Annotated in this window: 11 protein-coding genes; 6 read left to right on the forward strand and 5 right to left on the reverse strand. The window is 58.2% G+C overall.

Going from position 1 to position 16,798, the window contains the following annotated elements:
• Nucleotides 1–4: 4 nt before the first annotated feature.
• Nucleotides 5–382 carry an HNH endonuclease gene (locus BB934_RS05175; protein WP_099508674.1) on the forward strand — a complete coding sequence of 126 codons (378 nt, stop codon included), beginning with the start codon at nucleotides 5–7 and terminating at the stop codon, nucleotides 380–382.
• A 76-nt stretch (nucleotides 383–458) separates the two neighbouring features.
• Here BB934_RS05175 and vapC read toward each other — a convergent pair whose 3' ends face one another.
• The 4 genes from vapC to BB934_RS05200 form a co-directional block, all read right to left on the reverse strand.
• Nucleotides 459–872: a type II toxin-antitoxin system tRNA(fMet)-specific endonuclease VapC gene (vapC, locus tag BB934_RS05180; RefSeq protein ID WP_099508675.1), complete on the reverse strand. Its 414-nt coding sequence runs from the start codon at nucleotides 870–872 to the stop codon at nucleotides 459–461.
• Complete coding sequence (locus BB934_RS05185) at nucleotides 872–1,090, reverse strand: antitoxin (RefSeq protein WP_099512639.1); 219 nt, start codon at nucleotides 1,088–1,090, stop codon at nucleotides 872–874. Before BB934_RS05185 ends, vapC begins: the two co-directional genes overlap by 1 nt.
• A 92-nt stretch (nucleotides 1,091–1,182) precedes the next feature.
• Nucleotides 1,183–1,485, reverse strand: a complete 303-nt coding sequence (locus tag BB934_RS05190; RefSeq protein ID WP_099508676.1) for a hypothetical protein — start codon at nucleotides 1,483–1,485, stop codon at nucleotides 1,183–1,185.
• Nucleotides 1,486–1,851: 366 nt separating this feature from the next.
• Nucleotides 1,852–2,655 carry a hypothetical protein gene (locus BB934_RS05200; protein WP_157934043.1) on the reverse strand — a complete coding sequence of 268 codons (804 nt, stop codon included), beginning with the start codon at nucleotides 2,653–2,655 and terminating at the stop codon, nucleotides 1,852–1,854.
• A gap of 3,612 nt (nucleotides 2,656–6,267) precedes the next feature.
• Here BB934_RS05200 and BB934_RS50410 point away from each other — a divergent pair.
• Entirely contained in the window at nucleotides 6,268–7,449 is a 1,182-nt protein-coding gene (locus tag BB934_RS50410) for a calcium-binding protein (RefSeq protein ID WP_099508681.1), read from the forward strand.
• A 513-nt stretch (nucleotides 7,450–7,962) separates the two neighbouring features.
• Nucleotides 7,963–8,202, forward strand: a complete 240-nt coding sequence (locus BB934_RS48980) for a peptidoglycan-binding domain-containing protein (protein WP_237050193.1) — start codon at nucleotides 7,963–7,965, stop codon at nucleotides 8,200–8,202.
• A 396-nt stretch (nucleotides 8,203–8,598) separates the two neighbouring features.
• On the opposite strand, the gene BB934_RS05225 is transcribed toward BB934_RS48980, so the two are convergent.
• Nucleotides 8,599–10,596, reverse strand: a complete 1,998-nt coding sequence (locus tag BB934_RS05225) for an acyltransferase family protein (RefSeq protein WP_099508683.1) — start codon at nucleotides 10,594–10,596, stop codon at nucleotides 8,599–8,601.
• A 384-nt stretch (nucleotides 10,597–10,980) separates the two neighbouring features.
• Here BB934_RS05225 and BB934_RS05230 point away from each other — a divergent pair, with 384 nt between their 5' ends.
• From BB934_RS05230 to BB934_RS05240, 3 genes are all read left to right on the forward strand, one after another.
• Complete coding sequence (locus BB934_RS05230) at nucleotides 10,981–13,116, forward strand: glycosyltransferase (protein ID WP_162299143.1); 2,136 nt, start codon at nucleotides 10,981–10,983, stop codon at nucleotides 13,114–13,116.
• 70 nt (nucleotides 13,117–13,186) lie between these two features.
• Complete coding sequence (locus BB934_RS05235; RefSeq protein WP_099508685.1) at nucleotides 13,187–14,467, forward strand: glycosyltransferase family 4 protein; 1,281 nt, start codon at nucleotides 13,187–13,189, stop codon at nucleotides 14,465–14,467.
• Nucleotides 14,468–14,724: 257 nt separating this feature from the next.
• Nucleotides 14,725–16,797 carry a glycosyltransferase gene (locus BB934_RS05240; RefSeq protein ID WP_099508686.1) on the forward strand — a complete coding sequence of 691 codons (2,073 nt, stop codon included), beginning with the start codon at nucleotides 14,725–14,727 and terminating at the stop codon, nucleotides 16,795–16,797.
• Nucleotide 16,798 lies beyond the last annotated feature (1 nt).

Below are 16,798 nucleotides of genomic sequence, written 5' to 3' on the forward strand. Positions count from 1 at the left end.
CGAAATGCCCTTGGTTGTGCGAAGCGATGTGGGAACGACACAACGGAGCAAGCTGACATCGCGCCAGCGTTTGTCAATCTGGGAGCGGGCGCGCGGCATCTGCGTTCTGTGTGAGCAACCGATCGACGGTGTCCGGGAGCGATGGATCATCGAACACATACGTGCGCTGGAGCTTGGAGGTTCGGATGAACCTGACAACATGGGGCCCGCCCACGAGACCTGCGGGCGCAGCAAGACCCGAGACGATCACCGCAGTGCGGCTAAAGCCAAGCGGCAGAAAATCCATCATCTCGGTGCAGCACACTCCAAGCGGCCGATGCCCTGTGGCCGGAAGAGCCGCTGGAAGAAAAGGCTTGATGGCACCATCGTGCCGCGAGAGTAGCTCATCGACTCTCCCAACAGCTCGCCGAGGCCTGCGCAGCGCGCGCAGCAGTGCTCTTGCCAGCAATGACGGAGTGCTATCCCTTGGCCCAGTTCTCGAGAGTGAGGCCGCTGACCCTCTGGAACGCTTTCTCGTTGTTGGTCACCAGCGTGAGTTTGAGGCTCACGGCATGAGCTGCGATCCAGAGATCGTTGTTGCCGATCAAGGCGCCGCGAGCGGCGAGGTCTGACCGGATGCGTCCATAGGCTTCGGCCACATCGATGGCCATCGGGACGACGGGGATTAGCTCTGTCAGCTCCTCCAGAACCATCATCGCCTTATCGGGGTCGGAGCTTTTCCGGACCCCGTAGACCAGCTCGCCGTAGGTAATGACGGAAATGGCTGTCGAGCCTGGGGGCAGGACTTTGAACCGATTGAGGACGGCTTGTGGACGCTCCCGGCGAATGTAGATGCAGATGTTGGTGTCGAGGAGATAATGGGGCTGGGCCATCAGAGCCCCTCGCGCCCCTGTGGCGGGGCATCCTCCTGGGTCCAATCAGGGAGGTTACACAGCAGCTCGAACGCCCGCGCCAGCGTCTTGGGTTTTTCCCGCAGCACGATTTCATCGCCGCGGCGGAAAATCTCGACCTCATCACGGGTAAGGCGAAACTGCTTGGGCAGCCGGACGGCCTGACTGTTGCCGGACCGAAACACCTTGGCGATGGCCATCTTCTCCTCCGTATATACATGTAAGTATATACGACGCTTGCGGGTGCCTTCAAGGACCTTACGTCCATTGACAACGGCCACCTGCGCCTTGCTCACGCATCGGCCTTGCTTCGAGCGGCGGCCCGCGCTTCATCCAACAGTCGAATGGCCTTGTCGCGCCGGGACAGGGCGCGGCGTTCATACCGGTCAAGCCTCTCGAGCTGATCCCACTCTGCCAGCGATTGCCGCACATCCGCGTTGTGTTGTATGATCCGCTGCCTCTCTTCGTGGCTTTTGAACACTCGCCTGATCTGAGCGTGTTCCCTCCGATGCAACTCGTCGATGGTACCATCTAGGACCGCCTGGATACGTGTAGCGAGCGATGATGACTTGTACGACAGGAACTGGGTTGGCATTGGTTCCAAGGTTGGGACAGGTGAGAAATAGACCCCTTGCGACATTTGCCCAAGGAGCTCGGTTCGCGCTCTGCGCGCACGGAGTACATCCATCGCAGCACCGGCTACTTATCGCGCCGCCTCCAACACGACTGGCTCCATTTCATTCTCCCCGGCGATGACTCGAGCGAGATGCGTGACGTCCGGAGCGAGTTCGGGGATCAAGGAGGCCGGTACAGCGAGCCCATGCTTGAAGGCGTTCACACGAGAGCGCGCTTTGCCTTCCTTGGTTTTGGGTCCGGTGCTGTGCTGAGCATTGGCCCAGTTGGCGGCTAATTTTCACGATGAAGGCATTGATCAACCCCATTGACGCTTTGCCGCTGACGGCTACCCGACATCGGTGACATCCTGCGCCGTAAAACGACGTCGGCGAGCGAAGGAATCCCGCCGGCGTTCAAGTTCACTCAAAGCGCGGTTTCGGCGGGCATCGGCTCCGGCGATCAGTCGATCGATCCGTTCGATGTCGTCCAACTTTTCCGCAAGTGCCTGCGCCATAAGCGAGTCGATATCCAAGCCACGGCGACGCAGGATCGTCTCGACTTCGGCCACTGCTGCAGCCTCTCCGGCGGCATACGCCGTGATCAACTCGGGGACGCTGAAGACGCGAACGCCGTTGACCTGCCCAGCATCCTTGGTCTTCGCCAATAGGTTCGTCAACGCCTGTTGACCGGCCTTCATCAGCAAGCTCGCCTTAAGGCGTCTCAGGCGCTGCGACTCCCACACGAGGTCGACCATATCCTTGATCCACAGGGCCTCGATGGCGTCCGTCGGCTTTCCCGCAGCGGTGACCTTAGACAGAAGTTCGTCATAGTCGGCTTCGCTTTCGCCAAGGACAAGGGGACGCTTGGCAAACAGGGCGCCGAGATCCTTCGGAGAATGCTGAATGTCGGTGGCGGCAGAAGGAGCCCTGACTGCCTCAATCGGTGGGGCTTTTGCTGTGGGCTCGGCGGGTATCTGTTGTACCGGTGCAGCTGACGCCGGCCTCTGGACCGGCTCGGCTGGGAGCGGCTTTATCGCGGGTTGCGTCGGGGAAGCTTGGCTCCCAGGCTTCGGTTCCCAGGTTTCATTTTCCACTTCATCACTCATCCACGAAGGTGTAGATGTTTGCGGTGTCAGCAACTTATTGACCATGGTCAGACCTAATGATGGTGCGTGTTACCTATTATGTTGCCTCCCCCGGGTACTGAAGGCGCTGATCGGAGAAGCCTCACTAGCAAGCGACACTTCCTGAACGCCGCCCCCGTCAGCCGTCCCAGTCAAAGCTCCTCAACCATACGGCTGGGTAGAAAAGATGAGGTTTCTGGTCTGCAGGAGCACGGAAACAGCTGTGGAAAATTGCGCAATTTTATCGCAGAAAGCTGTTGCCATGGCTTTACCTACAAGACTTCGAATCATTTGGCGTGCACGCATTTGAGCCGTCACGCGCTGTGCTTCGCATAACGGCTTTGGTGGTCGGCTGCGGAGAAGCACAAGCGGACTCAGCGATCCACTCGAACAGCGAGCTGCCGGCACACTTTCGGCCTCATTGTCGGGAAATGTGGAGGCGATGGAACTGCCTTCGACCAGCGTCTTGTCAGGAAGTTAGAAAATTGAACCGTTACACGGACGCACATCCGGCGGCCCTAAGGCTCGAACAGGCTGCAGATATCCCTATGGCTCGCCAGAGTACACCACAAAGGTTCAGGTGTCCGCTTTGCGCTGGTGGGTTTTGAGCTGGGAGAAGGCGTGCTCAAACAGGGTCAAATTGGTCGAATAGGCAGGCAACAACAAAACTGCTGTAGGATATGGAACAAACTCACTGATCAGCCTTGGACCATTCTGTCCGTCGACCTGCGAGATTGGACCCATGCGTTGGGAGCAGCAGGACTTGGTATTCAGATCCCAGTATCCATTATTCTAACTCTTTGCTGCGGTTCTCGCGAATTGGGTGGCGCAACCGAACACCAGGACCACCACCATTCTCTGGGATGAATTCAAGACCAGCTCGCTCGAAGGCTTCGATGAGGGCGCGGTTTGTCCGGGTTGCAAGCCGAGCTCCCTCATCCTTGATCTCAAACGCTCCAATCGTTGATTTCGAGACGTCTGACGCAGACGCAAGATCTTTTTGCTCTAAACCTGCGAGTGCCCTGGCTGCCCGGCAGAGGCGAGGTGTGAGACGCACGACCATTGGCCGTATTACCCACCAATGCTCTGTATTTCAGATACAATTTTATTGACAGATTGCCCTGAAAGATGTATCTTAGATATATAAATGAAATTGAAATACAGCGCCATGCCTCGTTTCCGCCAGAAGTTCATTCAGTCTTCCACCTTGAGGGAGGCTCAATATCAAACAACTCCCTACGACGCAGTTAAGACTCTCGGGACTCCTTTGTCCAACTCGCCAAGTCACACGACGAAATCAGAATAATACAGACTCGCCTGAGCAGTTATGATGGCCACTTTGGCGGGAGCGCTCGGAATGCTCTTCTCACGGAGTAGGAGGTAGCGGCAGAGCCGTGGCCCTGAATGGGTTTCCCGATCAGCTCTAGGTCCTTGGAGCCTGGAAACTGCAGCTTGTTTCACTCAAAGCGACTTTGACGCCCATTGGGCGGCGGCACGGAGTTTGACTCATGACAAGATCGACGCGCCCACGCCGGCATCAGCTGGCATTGCAAGAGCCCACCCCAGGAAAAGCAGGGACTCCGACGGTAGCCTCCCTAGGAGTGCGTCTCGTTCCCATTAACGCTGGCCGAGAGCGCCAGTTCGCCAAGCTCATTGCCTCCTGTGAAATCCTACGGGAGGAGTGCGAACGCTTGTTTCAGCGCATTATTGATCTTCTTGAAGATGAGGCTGATTCACCACACGGCGATGATAGCCCTTTGTCATGCACAACATCAGAGTGAATACTCATGGCGTTCGTCGATGTTGGAGATTTGGGAACAACCTCTCGCCGGAAGCTCACGCCGCACCGACGTCTTCAAGTGTGGGAAGCAACGGGTGGTAGATGCGTAATCTGCGATCAAAAAATCGACGGCGTGCGCGAACGCTGGATCGCGGAACACATACGAGCCCTCGAGCTTGGAGGTTCAGATCATTTGAGCAACATGGGCCCAGCCCACGAGGCATGCGCTTTGGTCAAAACCAAGGATGATCACCATCGAGCTGGAAAGGCGAAGCGGCAGAAAATCCGATATATCGGGGCAGAGATCTCAAAAAGGCCGCTGCCGTGTGGAAAGGCCAGCCCTTGGAAACGCAAGATATCGGGCGAGATAGTTGTAAGATGAAATAACCTGTTGGGTGTAATCAACGACACCATAATGGACCAGAAAGCTCATCCATCCACCTGTTGGAAACGGAATCGAAGACGCAGGATTAATCTCAACGTATTCTCTATTGAACTGGCAAGTGTCCGCGCAAATGCCGCTGTCGTGTGATGCCGATCGTGGTACACGATCACGACACAAGTCGCTGTTGGACAGCGGGTGACCCGGCAGAGATCCTATGAAAGATAAGGAATTGGTATCTGTAGTCGTTCTACTACATCAAGCGTCACATCCGGCCTGAATACGGTCGGGCGATCAGAGACGCAATCCGTCGCCGCCCACTGGCACAGTTTGCGGACCCATAAGCATCGGCCCAGTCTGCTTCAAGATCCGCGCATCTGGAGAGAATTCCCCCTCCAACGGGAGGAAATTTCCACAGTTCGCCGTGACGAACTCCACTCACCTAACGGACAAATTCTCCTGCTGTCGAGAGCGGAAGACAGAAGAACTGGTTCTATCAGTGGTGCCCAGAGGCGGAATTGAACCACCGCCACTGCGATTTTCAGTCGGTCGTACGCCATTGAAAGTGGTTCGCTTTGTTACTCGCCCTCCACGCGCTTCTCTTCAAGAGGAGGATTAGGGGGCGGGCCCACTTAGCCCTTGGCTGTAATCGTTGCCCCAGGCTGCGCTGGACAGGCCACGATGAATTCAGAGTGCAACCGGGTGATTTCGACGCCACTTACAAGGATACAGCCCTTCATGGCTGGAGTCGTGGCAATATACTCCAATGCGCCCTCCTCGTGTCTGACACCAGTGAGGGGCGAGAGTGACGGCTCGCCTCTCCACGACTGGCAGAAAGACTGGCGCATTTCCGAGACGGCATACGCTGCCACGAGCAGCCTTCCGTTGACGGGCTGTCGATAGACCTGGTATCCGCCGCCACAGGTGGTCGTCACATTGGTGTAGCCTACCGCCACATAGTCGGACAGCGAGCCCCCAGTTGGGGCCGATGCACATCCAGACATGGCACCCACGAGTGCCAACAGGGCAGTTACGAACAAAGGTCGGCTAAGCATCGCTTACTCGTCTCGGAAGATGGAGGCGCCCTTCTAGCAGATATTGCCGAGCTTGTCGTGCCAGGTTGTTGAACCCGATATGCGCACTAAACTTGGCTCCTCCTGCGTCTCTTCGGGAGGAGAATGAGCGGGGCCGACTTGGCTAGCAATCGCCTGACACTCTTTTAGAGCTTTCTGCGCTTAACCTAGTCCACAGGTGAGCGGCCAAGTTCCCGCATTTTCGGTTGCGGCGCTTGAGCAGCAACGACAGATCAACTCCTCGACGCCCTCTCCTCTACACTGCCAAGGCTAGCGCAATGGTGCCGGTCGCCATGGCCGTTCGCCCACGATGCCGAATGGAACGGCAGCGTCACCAACAGTGTTGATGACAGTGCCGTCCCTCAGGCGGCCCCAAGATCGCCGCGTTGCTCAAGGAGTTACCCATGCCCACCGTCATTGCCAGCGAAGCCAAGCCCGTCGAGTTCAAGGGGTTAGACAGCGATTTTCTTCATCTCTACCTCGTTAAGACGGTCACGGATGAACAGGGGCGTATTGTCTCAGAGAAGGTGATCCGGGGCACCGCAGGATCGAATGGTGATCTCGAGACGCTGGTCGATGCCAATCTGGCCACCTCGCCGGACCGGAGAGGCTCAGACACTCCCGAGGAGAGGCATCGCAAGGTCCTCGATCTCGGCACCAGGGACGCCGAAGACGTCTGGCAGGTCATGGTTCAGCATGCCAATAACATCGAGACAGCGGATCTCGACTATAGCGTCGATATCTTTGAGGACGTTTCCGGCGGAGACCTGAACAGCAACTCTGTCGTTGCGTCAGTGCTCCATTCGGTGGGTCTGAACCTGAGCACAAGCCTCCCGGTGGGAGTCAGTCGATCGGACGCCCCACTCTATGGCCAACTCCAGTACATGAACGTTGATGACGCACTCTTCGGATCGGCGAACAACGACCGGATTCTGGGCGGTGTTGGGAACGATCGGCTCTACGGCCATGATGGGAACGACCGCCTTTATGGGGAAGATGGCAATGACCGCCTCTATGGGGAAGTCGGCAATGACGCTCTGTATGGAGGCCACGGCAACGACAGTCTAGCAGGCAAAATCGGCAACGACCGCCTATACGGGGACGGCGGCAATGATCGTCTCTATGGCAGTTTCGGTGACGATGTTCTTAGCGGTGGAAGTGGCAACGACCGTCTCTATGGCAGCTTCGATGACGACGTTCTTAGCGGCGGGAGCGGCGACGACCGGCTCTATGGCGAGTCCGGAGCAGACATCCTTCGCAGCGGTTCGGGAGAGGACGCCTTTGTCTATAATGCGGTGCCGAATGGCCCGGTAGATGTAGACACCATCCAGGACTTCTCGGTTGCGAATGATACCTTCTGGCTGAACAACAAGGTGTTCACAGGGCTAGGAAGCGAAGGCCGGTTGAAATCCTCCGCCTTCTGGACTGGAACGGAGGCGCATGACGCAACTGACCGTGTCATCTACGACCGCACTAACGGTGTTCTTTTCTACGATCAGGACGGCTCTGGAGCGACAGAGCAGGTTGTGGTGGCGAAGCTCTCTACGGGATTGAGGATGACCAGCCTGGACATTCTAGTTATCTAGGCTCGGTCCACCGAAATCCCGCGAGCTGGAGCCAAGGCAGCAGGGTCGCCGCACGTAAAGTTAACTTTGGCTGTTTCAAATGATACTCTCCGGGCGCGTTGCGTATCAGCCCGGCGCACTGTCCTGAGCCCACAGCTTGCGGATTTGGGCGCTCGTCACTCAATTCGACGACTCAAGCTTTTCCCAGAAGCCGAGCCTGTCCCTCAGGTCTGATCAACCCTCTCTTCATCCCTTCCTGCCATACCCTCGTCAGCCCATATGAGCGGCATACAAGAAGCAAAATGGGATCAGGATGCGTGGTGATGAACCGTCTGACAATAGCTGTGGCCGTGGTACAAAGAGGGGAACCAGGACCTATAGTACATCCAAAAGCAGATTGCCGCTGCTACTCAGGAACTGAAGCATCTTGAGTATCTTCGGGCTCGGGTCAGTGGCGAGATCGACACCACCCGTCTTCAACTCTCCGACGGCCCGGCTCAAGCAGCAGTTCCAGAAGAGACAGCACCGCCACCAGTGAGCCCCGCCCGTCCCGCGGAAGCCAGCCTCCCCCTTTCAAAGGAGGAAGTCAGCAAGGCACAGCAGGCGCTCACGAAACTCAGATATGGGCAATTGAAAGCGGATGGGGTGTTCGGCCCAGGCACTCGCCGATCAATTGAGGCGTTCCAACAGCGGCATGGGCTGCTGGTAAACGGGCGACTCGACGCCGACACAATTCGTGCGCTTCGCGCTGCTCAAACGGCACCACAGCCCTAACTGCGCGATTTCAATGGAAATTCTATTCACCCTACGTTCGATGCATGCGGCGTTCGGTGACTTGGTCGGAGGTAACGATAGAGCTATTGCGGCCCGTAGGATTATAGAGAGGCCGCCTGGATGTCCCGGATGAGAAAAATCAAGGTTGCCAGCGACACACCTGCTTACTGCAAAGTTTATTAGGGCGAGATAAATGAGCATTAGGGTTCTTGCTCTTCCACGGGATACATCCAACTATTCCCGGCGAAAGATGGCAGCCTCGTAAGGTGAAACCCGCCGCCGAGGCACTGCAGGTTGCAGAGGCACTCGTATAGCATGCTCAGGCTAAGCATCAAGAGGCCAAGATCGCAGATCCTTGCCACTTGTTCAGCATAAAAGGTGCCAAGCTCAAGACGATTAACGATGATCGGCGGCTTTCAGGGGCAGATTTAATGCAAGTTTCTCTTGCATCGGCTTGCTGAGCGTTCTGGAATAGGTTGCGGTCATGTGATGACTGTCTCGGTAGACAAGAGCCTCGCCAATCATGACCGGGCAATATTGGGCGTCACAGAAATACTCTGAGAAATCAAGAATCTTCACATTCAGCATTTTGGCCGTGAGCACCAAGTTGTCCTCCGGCAATACACTCTGGCGAGAGGGAAGGCAGTTTGCCCTCCACTCCTTCGCACGTTCAAGGCATTTGCCCGGATGAAACGACAGCCACGGGATGTTTCTGACATGGCGAACGTCTAACCCCATGTCCAGCAACGGCTTCCAGGTAGTGGCGAGGCCTTCCGGTGTTACGTTCTGATCGCGAGAAGAGTGGGAAATGAGAACGATATCCGGACGCTCACGCGAGAGCCACTCGATCACGTTCCTGGACCATTCCGCACATTCCGTGTAAGGCCGCTTGAGGGTGGTGTTGTAGACAGGGTCAAGCGAGAAGATGCACGCCGATTTTGCTATTCCTCGAAAGTAAATTGGCTGAGTCCGCGCGAGTTCCTCGAAAGCAGGAAACCAGTGCGTGGCATGGGAATTGCCCACCATGACGACCTTCAAGCTACGCATCGGATCCCCATAATTGCACGTCAGAACATCCGTGCCCTGAATGGTTTGATGGCACTTCGCCCGGTAGGCGGAGGATACGTCGGCCTTCACTTTCTCCGGTCTTGGGGTGACTTTTGATGGGTCTTCCTTCCTCCAGTCGTATTGAGGATCCTTCATCGCCGATGCGCCGCGTGGAGCTTCCGCGACAGCAATCGGCTCGGGTTGACTGACCTCTCTCGCAAGAAAAATCGTGCCGGCGATGACCGTGGCGGCAATGCCGGCGGCCCCGAGGGCGAGGGTGCGACCGACGGCCGGTTTCGATGTCCGGAAGGGATCCTCGACGTAGATCTTGCTCAGATGCGCCAGAACCACCGAGGCGAGGAAGAGGACGAGTCCGGATCGTGGCCCAATCGCCCGCCCCATCGCCTCGCCATAGAGCACGATGACAGGCCAATGCCAGAGGTAGAGTGAATAGGAGATGTCGCCGACATACTGGAACGGGCGCGCGTTCAGAACGAAACCGGCAGATCGGCGCGCCTCTGCGCCGCTCGCGGCGATTACTGCCGCCGCGCCGAGCGTGGGCAGCAAGGCCGCATAGCCGGGAAAGCTCGTTTCGTCGCTATAGGCAAAACACGCGACAATGATCGCGCCAAGGCCGGTGAGCCCCAGCGCCACACGTGCCGGCTGAGAAAGAGATCTCTGCGCCTGAAAGACGGCCAAGGCGCCCCCAAGGGCCAACTCCCAGGCACGGGTGGTGGTGGCAAAGTAGGCCACGCCCGGATTGAGCGGGGTCAGCCAGACCGAATAGGCCAGCGATCCCAGCCCGATCAGGCCGATGAACCACCCGAACGCCGCACGACGGCCCAAGGTCCTGCGCCGCGCCAGCGCGAGAATCGGCAGCAGGATCAGGGGCCAGACGATATAGTACTGCTCCTCGACCGAGAGCGACCAGAAGTGGTTCATCGGGACCTTGGCGTCATCGGCCAAGTAGTCGACGGCCTGGGCGGCCAGGAACCAGTTCTGAACATACAGGGCACTGGCGATGAGGCTGCTGGCGATATCCGACCATTGGGCCTGCCGGAAAAACGGGATCGACAAAGCCACCGCCAGAGACACAAGGGTTGCGGCGGGCAGAAGACGCCGGATCCGGCGGGCGTAGAAGGCGGGGATGTCGATCCGGCCGGTGCTCTCGAACTCCTTGAACAGGGAGCCGGTGATCAGATAGCCGGAGATGACGAAGAAGACGTCGACGCCCACATAGCCGCCCGGCAGCAGGCCCGGCCACAGGTGATAAATTAGGACGGCGAGCACCGCCACGGCACGAAGGCCCTGGATCTCTGGAACAAGCTGATGCCGAGAGAGAGACATATCTTAACTTTATAACTCGATTGACCTTGGCTCATACTCAGAATTTCGGCTCATTTGCAAGCTTGAGCCAAGATCGGTTTATTTAACGATAAGTTTCCAGATTAAGGCGAAATCTGATGGGGTCTGATAGAATTCCGATAGCCGTTCCGCGCCATGCGACCTCAAGTCCCAAAGAGGAATTCCCGAGAGCTATGCCGATCAGGGGCCTCCCCTGAAGCTCGATATGGGCCAGGTTCTTAGGCTTTAAGATATTTTATCACATGAGGTTGCGTTCGGGAGCGCTCGCGGCTAACGCATTGTTCGGACACCAGCACATAAACGGACATGATACGGCGCGCTCTCAGATCGGCATTTTTCTTGGTCCCCCAGCCCGCTCGGCAGTGGATGAGATCTCTCCTGCCGTATCGGGCAGCCAAGATCGTTGCCGAGCGCATCGCCATCACACCTCCCTCTACGGCAGCCACACACCCTAAAGTTGAGAAATCACTTAAGGAGGAGGTAGCGCCGCCACGGATAGAACCCGCCTGGCAGTTCTTTGATGCGGCTTGGTATATTGCCCGCCACACTGCTGGATTAAAGGATCCAGAAGAGGCCTACCGCGCCTATCTTAAGATTGGGATGAAGAAGGGTCATCATCCGAATCCGGCTTTCGAAAACCTCCGTGTTCCGGCGCGCGCCAAGATTCCCCAGACGCATCTGTACCGTGTAACGGCCTCACCTATCCTTTGCCGCGTGCCGCCCACGAAATATCTGGCGGCGTATCAGATCAAAACGCGCCTGCATAAACTCTACAACACATTCGACGAATATCGCCGGCGGGCCACGCTCATGCCCGACGCGATCGGACCGGAGCTGTGGGAAAGTGATCTGCGTGTTGTCGCCTACATGGACAACAGCAAGAAGAAACTCGCTTCCGACTACGCAGCCCTGCCACAAGGCACGCTGATCTCTATCATCATGACCACGCGCGATCGCGCAGCCATTGTCGCCGATGCGATCGTTTCGGTGCTCGTGCAATCCTATGAGAATTGGGAACTGATCGTTGTCGACGATGCAAGCGACAATCCCCAGACGGAAGCTGCAGTCAGACAATTCGGCGACAGCCGGATTAAATATGTTCCCCTTGCCGTAGCTACAGGCATCGGAGGGGCTCGCAATGTGGGTCTCGAGCATGCATCCGGTCCTGTCATTGGATATCTTGACGATGACACCCAATGGGATCCCGACTTTCTCCTCATCCTCCTTAATCAGCTGCACTCGCAGGACGCACGGATTGCCTACGGCGCCCACGTGATGTGGGACAAATTCGACCCCGATGCCCGCCTGGGCGTCGCCTTCAAGGGAGTCAGGTTCGCCCCCTTCAATCGCCCACTTCTGGAAAACAGGGACAACATCGCGCCCATCACGGTTTTGCATGACCGTGAGCTACTGAGCGACGCTGGATGGTTCGATTCATCCCTGAAACAGCAAGTCGGATGGGATTTCATCCTCAGGATGACCGAGGTCGCACAGCCGCTCGCCGTTCCCTGCCTCCTCAGTCATTCTTTCCAGGGCCATTCAGAAGGTAAAGCCGGAGCCGACGAGGATGCGACCACCGCGCTCAGATCGGTTCAATCGAAACTCGTCGGTCGAGCGGATTGGTCACAGCCATTTACGACGATTGACGGGCAAGATCATCTGGCCTTCTCCATTGCCCGGCCAGCACGAGCTCTGCGTCAGCCGAAACTCGGTCGACTGCCTGTCGAGCCTGTTCAAATCGTCATTCCAAATTACGAGTCGGTTCCCGAACTGGAGATGTGTCTGCGATCGATCGCAGAGCATACACCGACCCCCTATCATGTCCTGGTTGTCGACAACGGGTCTTCCGAGGAAGCCTACGCGCAGTTGGAAAAGCTGCCGAAACGGTTCGAGAATGTGCGTCTGATCAACGAGGACCAAAATTCCGGGTTCAGCTTTGCTGTGAACCGAGGTCTCGCCGAGGTTATGAATTGCAACGAAAAGATCCTGATCCTCAACAACGATACGCTTGCCACGCCCGATTGGCTCGATGAACTACGCTACGTTCTCTTCAAGCATGCCGATGTGGGGATGGCCGTCCCGCGGCAGGTTCTTCCGGCCGACAACCGAATCACCAAGGTTCACATGCCTGGGGCGGTGAAGGCCCTCGAGTGCGACATCAATCTGTCTATTCACCACAACAACATCCTCGATCTGGAGTTCGATCGGGAAGACGGGCTGGTTGAACTCACCTATGCTCCCCTGTTCTGCGGCCTCCTGCGGCCGGAAACGATCCGGGCTGCCGGTGGCCTGGATAGCGGCAATGCCCCGCATTACCGCTCCGACTGGATCCTGTGCGATTTCATCCGGCGTCATCTCCAGCAGAGGATCATCTACACCCCGCACAGCAAAGTTTACCACCTTCAGGGTGTGGCGACGGAAATACGCAAATCGACGGGTGAGGACTTCCTGGGCCGTGGCAAGGCTCAGATCGCGGAAGCTGGCCCGCAAGCCCGCCGGTAAGCGCGGCTTTGACCAGAATGAAAGCGGGTCGAAAATCGTCGCAATCAAACTTTGAGCGATCAGGTGGAGAATGACAGGATCATCAATATCGTCCAAGCACTCCGAGCTTCGGACGATTGTTCACCTGGTGCAGGACGTGTCGGCGATCGGCGGCATCTCCGGCCGCGTTCGCAACACAGTGAGGGCAGCAGCCGGCCGCGACATCCGCCACGTTTGTCTGTCCGCCAAGGGTGAGCCCGCTGCTGTTGCGCCCAACACCTTCTATGCCGAGGGCAACGAGGCCGAGGTGCTGACCTTTCTGGGCACCTGCCGTGCCGCCGACACGGTCGTCGTTACCCCGAACTCGGTCATCCGCGCCTTCTCTCCCGCCATCCAGGAGCAACTTTCGCGTCTGCCGGTTCTTCACATGGCGTCGGGGCAGCTCTCGTTCATCCTGCAGGACACCCTGGCGCTCGCCGACCAGGACTACATCGACAGCTACCGCGTCTCGCGCATCCTGTGCCTGTCCGACATGGACATGGCCTTCCACCGCCAGCTCGGGATCCACGAGCTGACCAAGATCCGGCTGCCGGTCGAAACCCGGCCCCACAACGGCTACGCTCCGGACAGGAACCGCTTCGTCACCTATGTCGGGCGCATCGACTTCCACACCAAGGGCGCCGAGCGCCTGGTGCCGATCGCCACGCTGATGAAGGCGCGCGGCCTGCCGCGGCTGCGCCTCTTTACCACCGACGGCCCCAACTCGCCCGACCTGCCGGCCTTTCTCGCCCGGCTCGAGGAGGCGGGGGTGCGCGACTGGGTCGAGATCCTCTACAACGTCACCGACAAGACCCGCCTCTACGGCGAGGCCAGCCTCATCCTGCTGCCGTCGAAGAAGGAGTCGTTCGGCAACGTCATCCTGGAGGCGTTCTCGTTCGGGGTGCCGGTGGTGGCGGCCAGCTATGCGCCGGGTCCGGCGGAGGTGATCCGCCCGGGCGAGGACGGGTTCCTGCTCGACGAGTTCTCGGCCGAGGCCGTGGTGGAGCTGCTGGAGAGCCTGACACCGGAGCGGCTGGCCGCGTTGTCGCAGGCGGCCTTTGCCCGCCACCACGACTATTCGATGGAGCAGTATCTCGCCTCGCTCGAGGCCATCGCCGCCGAGACAGCCCGCACCTTCCCAGGCCAGAACACACTCAGCCCCTTCCCAAAAATCAAAGCTATTGGAACATTGAACGATAAGCTGGCGTCGGCCCGCCGCCGTATCACCATGCTGAAATCCCACATCAATGACCTGGAAAGCTCGTTCTCCTGGCGGGTGACTGAGCCTTTGCGCTCTCTGAAGGCAGGCCTGAGCAAGAAGCCGCGCCGATAGTTCCGGTCCAATGCGGCGCTCTCATTGAGCCGATGTGCCCATGGGGCGGCCCTGCTCGACGTTGACGGCTCATGGGAAAACGCAATAAAGCGTCTACCAGCAATACTTTAAATGACAGACTTTCCATGAACCACGCTTAAGAGCCCAAGAGAGAAAACTCCCCTCGGATGCGCCCTTCATTCAGGCGCCCCTGAAACAGCGCTGGCGAATGGTCCTCTCCTTGCGGCAACCTTGCCACGACCCGTAGAGATCCATGCATGAATCCCATTCTGACGGTCGGTGTCACCACTCATAACGAGCAGGAGAATATCAAGCGTCTCCTCGACCGTCTCTCACGGCTCGATGAGACGCTCATCCACATCATTCTCTTCGATGATGCCAGCACCGATGGAACCGCCTCTCTGATCGTTCAGCATCCGATCTCGAAGAAGCGCAACTTTCAGGCACAGTTGGCCGAGGCCAACTTCGGCTCGCCCTCGATTGGGCGGCAGTTCATTGCCAACAATGCCAAGAGCCCCTACGTCACGTTTGTCGATGGCGACGATCTCATCAACCCGAAGGCGTTAACGGCTCTGGCGAGACGTCTGACGCCAGGCCTGGACATGATCGTCACGCCCTTCATGATTGGACCGTTGAGGATCTTTCCGAAATCCTTTGACAACGAAAGGCCGATCTCCAACGACACGATCTCACGAATTCTTTCAGGGATCGGCGGCAAGATCTATAACCGCGAAGCCTTGGTCCGGCACACCCGTGACGAGATCAAGGGACGAAGCGAAGATGTGCGCCTCAACATGCGGATCATCCTTGGAGGGTTTGATCGGGTACGAATTGAGGATACTGCGCCGTTCTACTTCATCGCCGCGTCTCGAAAGTCGACCCTTGCCAAAAACATACTTCTGCATGAGATCGCCGCGCGAATACAGAACTACCAAATTCTCAAGGAACGCTACGGCATCAATGACACGTACGTTCAAACTCTACACCGCAATCTTCTGAAGGTGGTTCGCGAGGATGCATCGCTGGGCAGCCAGGACCGGCTTGAGCGCTACAAGGCCCTGCACGACACCATGCCGTTCCGGCTGAAGACGATCATTCACCTGGTGCAGGATCCGGGTCAGATCGGCGGCATCCCGGGACGTGTGCGCAACACGGTGAAAGCGGCGGGGGCCCGTCCTATCCGCCACGTCTGTCTGGCCGTTCAAGGTGACCCGACCGGCTCCCTGCCTGGCGCCCTATCCGCCTCTGACGATCTAGAAGGGGTACTGGCCTTACTGGGCAGCTGTCATGCCACCGACACGGTCGTCATCACCCCAAACAATATCATCCGCAAGTTTCCGGCCAACATCTACAGGCAACTTTCGCGTCTGCCGGTTCTTCACATGGCGTCGGGGCAGCTCTCGTTCATCCTGCAGGACACCCTGGCGCTCGCCGACCAGGACTACATCGACAGCTACCGCGTCTCGCGCATCCTGTGCCTGTCCGACATGGACATGGCCTTCCACCGCCAGCTCGGGATCCACGAGCTGACCAAGATCCGGCTGCCGGTCGAAACCCGGCCCCACAACGGCTACGCTCCGGACAGGAACCGCTTCGTCACCTATGTCGGGCGCATCGACTTCCACACCAAGGGCGCCGAGCGCCTGGTGCCGATCGCCACGCTGATGAAGGCGCGCGGCCTGCCGCGGCTGCGCCTCTTTACCACCGACGGCCCCAACTCGCCCGACCTGCCGGCCTTTCTCGCCCGGCTCGAGGAGGCGGGGGTGCGCGACTGGGTCGAGATCCTCTACAACGTCACCGACAAGACCCGCCTCTACGGCGAGGCCAGCCTCATCCTGCTGCCGTCGAAGAAGGAGTCGTTCGGCAACGTCATCCTGGAGGCGTTCTCGTTCGGGGTGCCGGTGGTGGCGGCCAGCTATGCGCCGGGTCCGGCGGAGGTGATCCGCCCGGGCGAGGACGGGTTCCTGCTCGACGAGTTCTCGGCCGAGGCCGTGGTGGAGCTGCTGGAGAGCCTGACACCGGAGCGGCTGGCCGCGTTGTCGCAGGCGGCCTTTGCCCGCCACCACGACTATTCGATGGAGCAGTATCTCGCCTCGCTCGAGGCCATCGCCGCCGAGACAGCCCGCACCTTCCCAGGCCAGAACACACTCAGCCCCTTCCCGAGGATGAGGGCGGTCGAGTTCCTAGCCACGCAGCCGGTCTCCACCTTCCTCATGAGGCGCTATCGGGTTCGGGAAAGAATGCTTGCGGGACGCATTTATCTGGTTGAGAGGGTGCTACCAGGGAAAGCGGTGAAAACTCTGCGTTGGCTAAAGCGAAAGCTATCCTGAA

Origin of the sequence: Microvirga ossetica (assembly GCF_002741015.1) — a bacterium.
Lineage (GTDB): Bacteria > Pseudomonadota > Alphaproteobacteria > Rhizobiales > Beijerinckiaceae > Microvirga > Microvirga ossetica.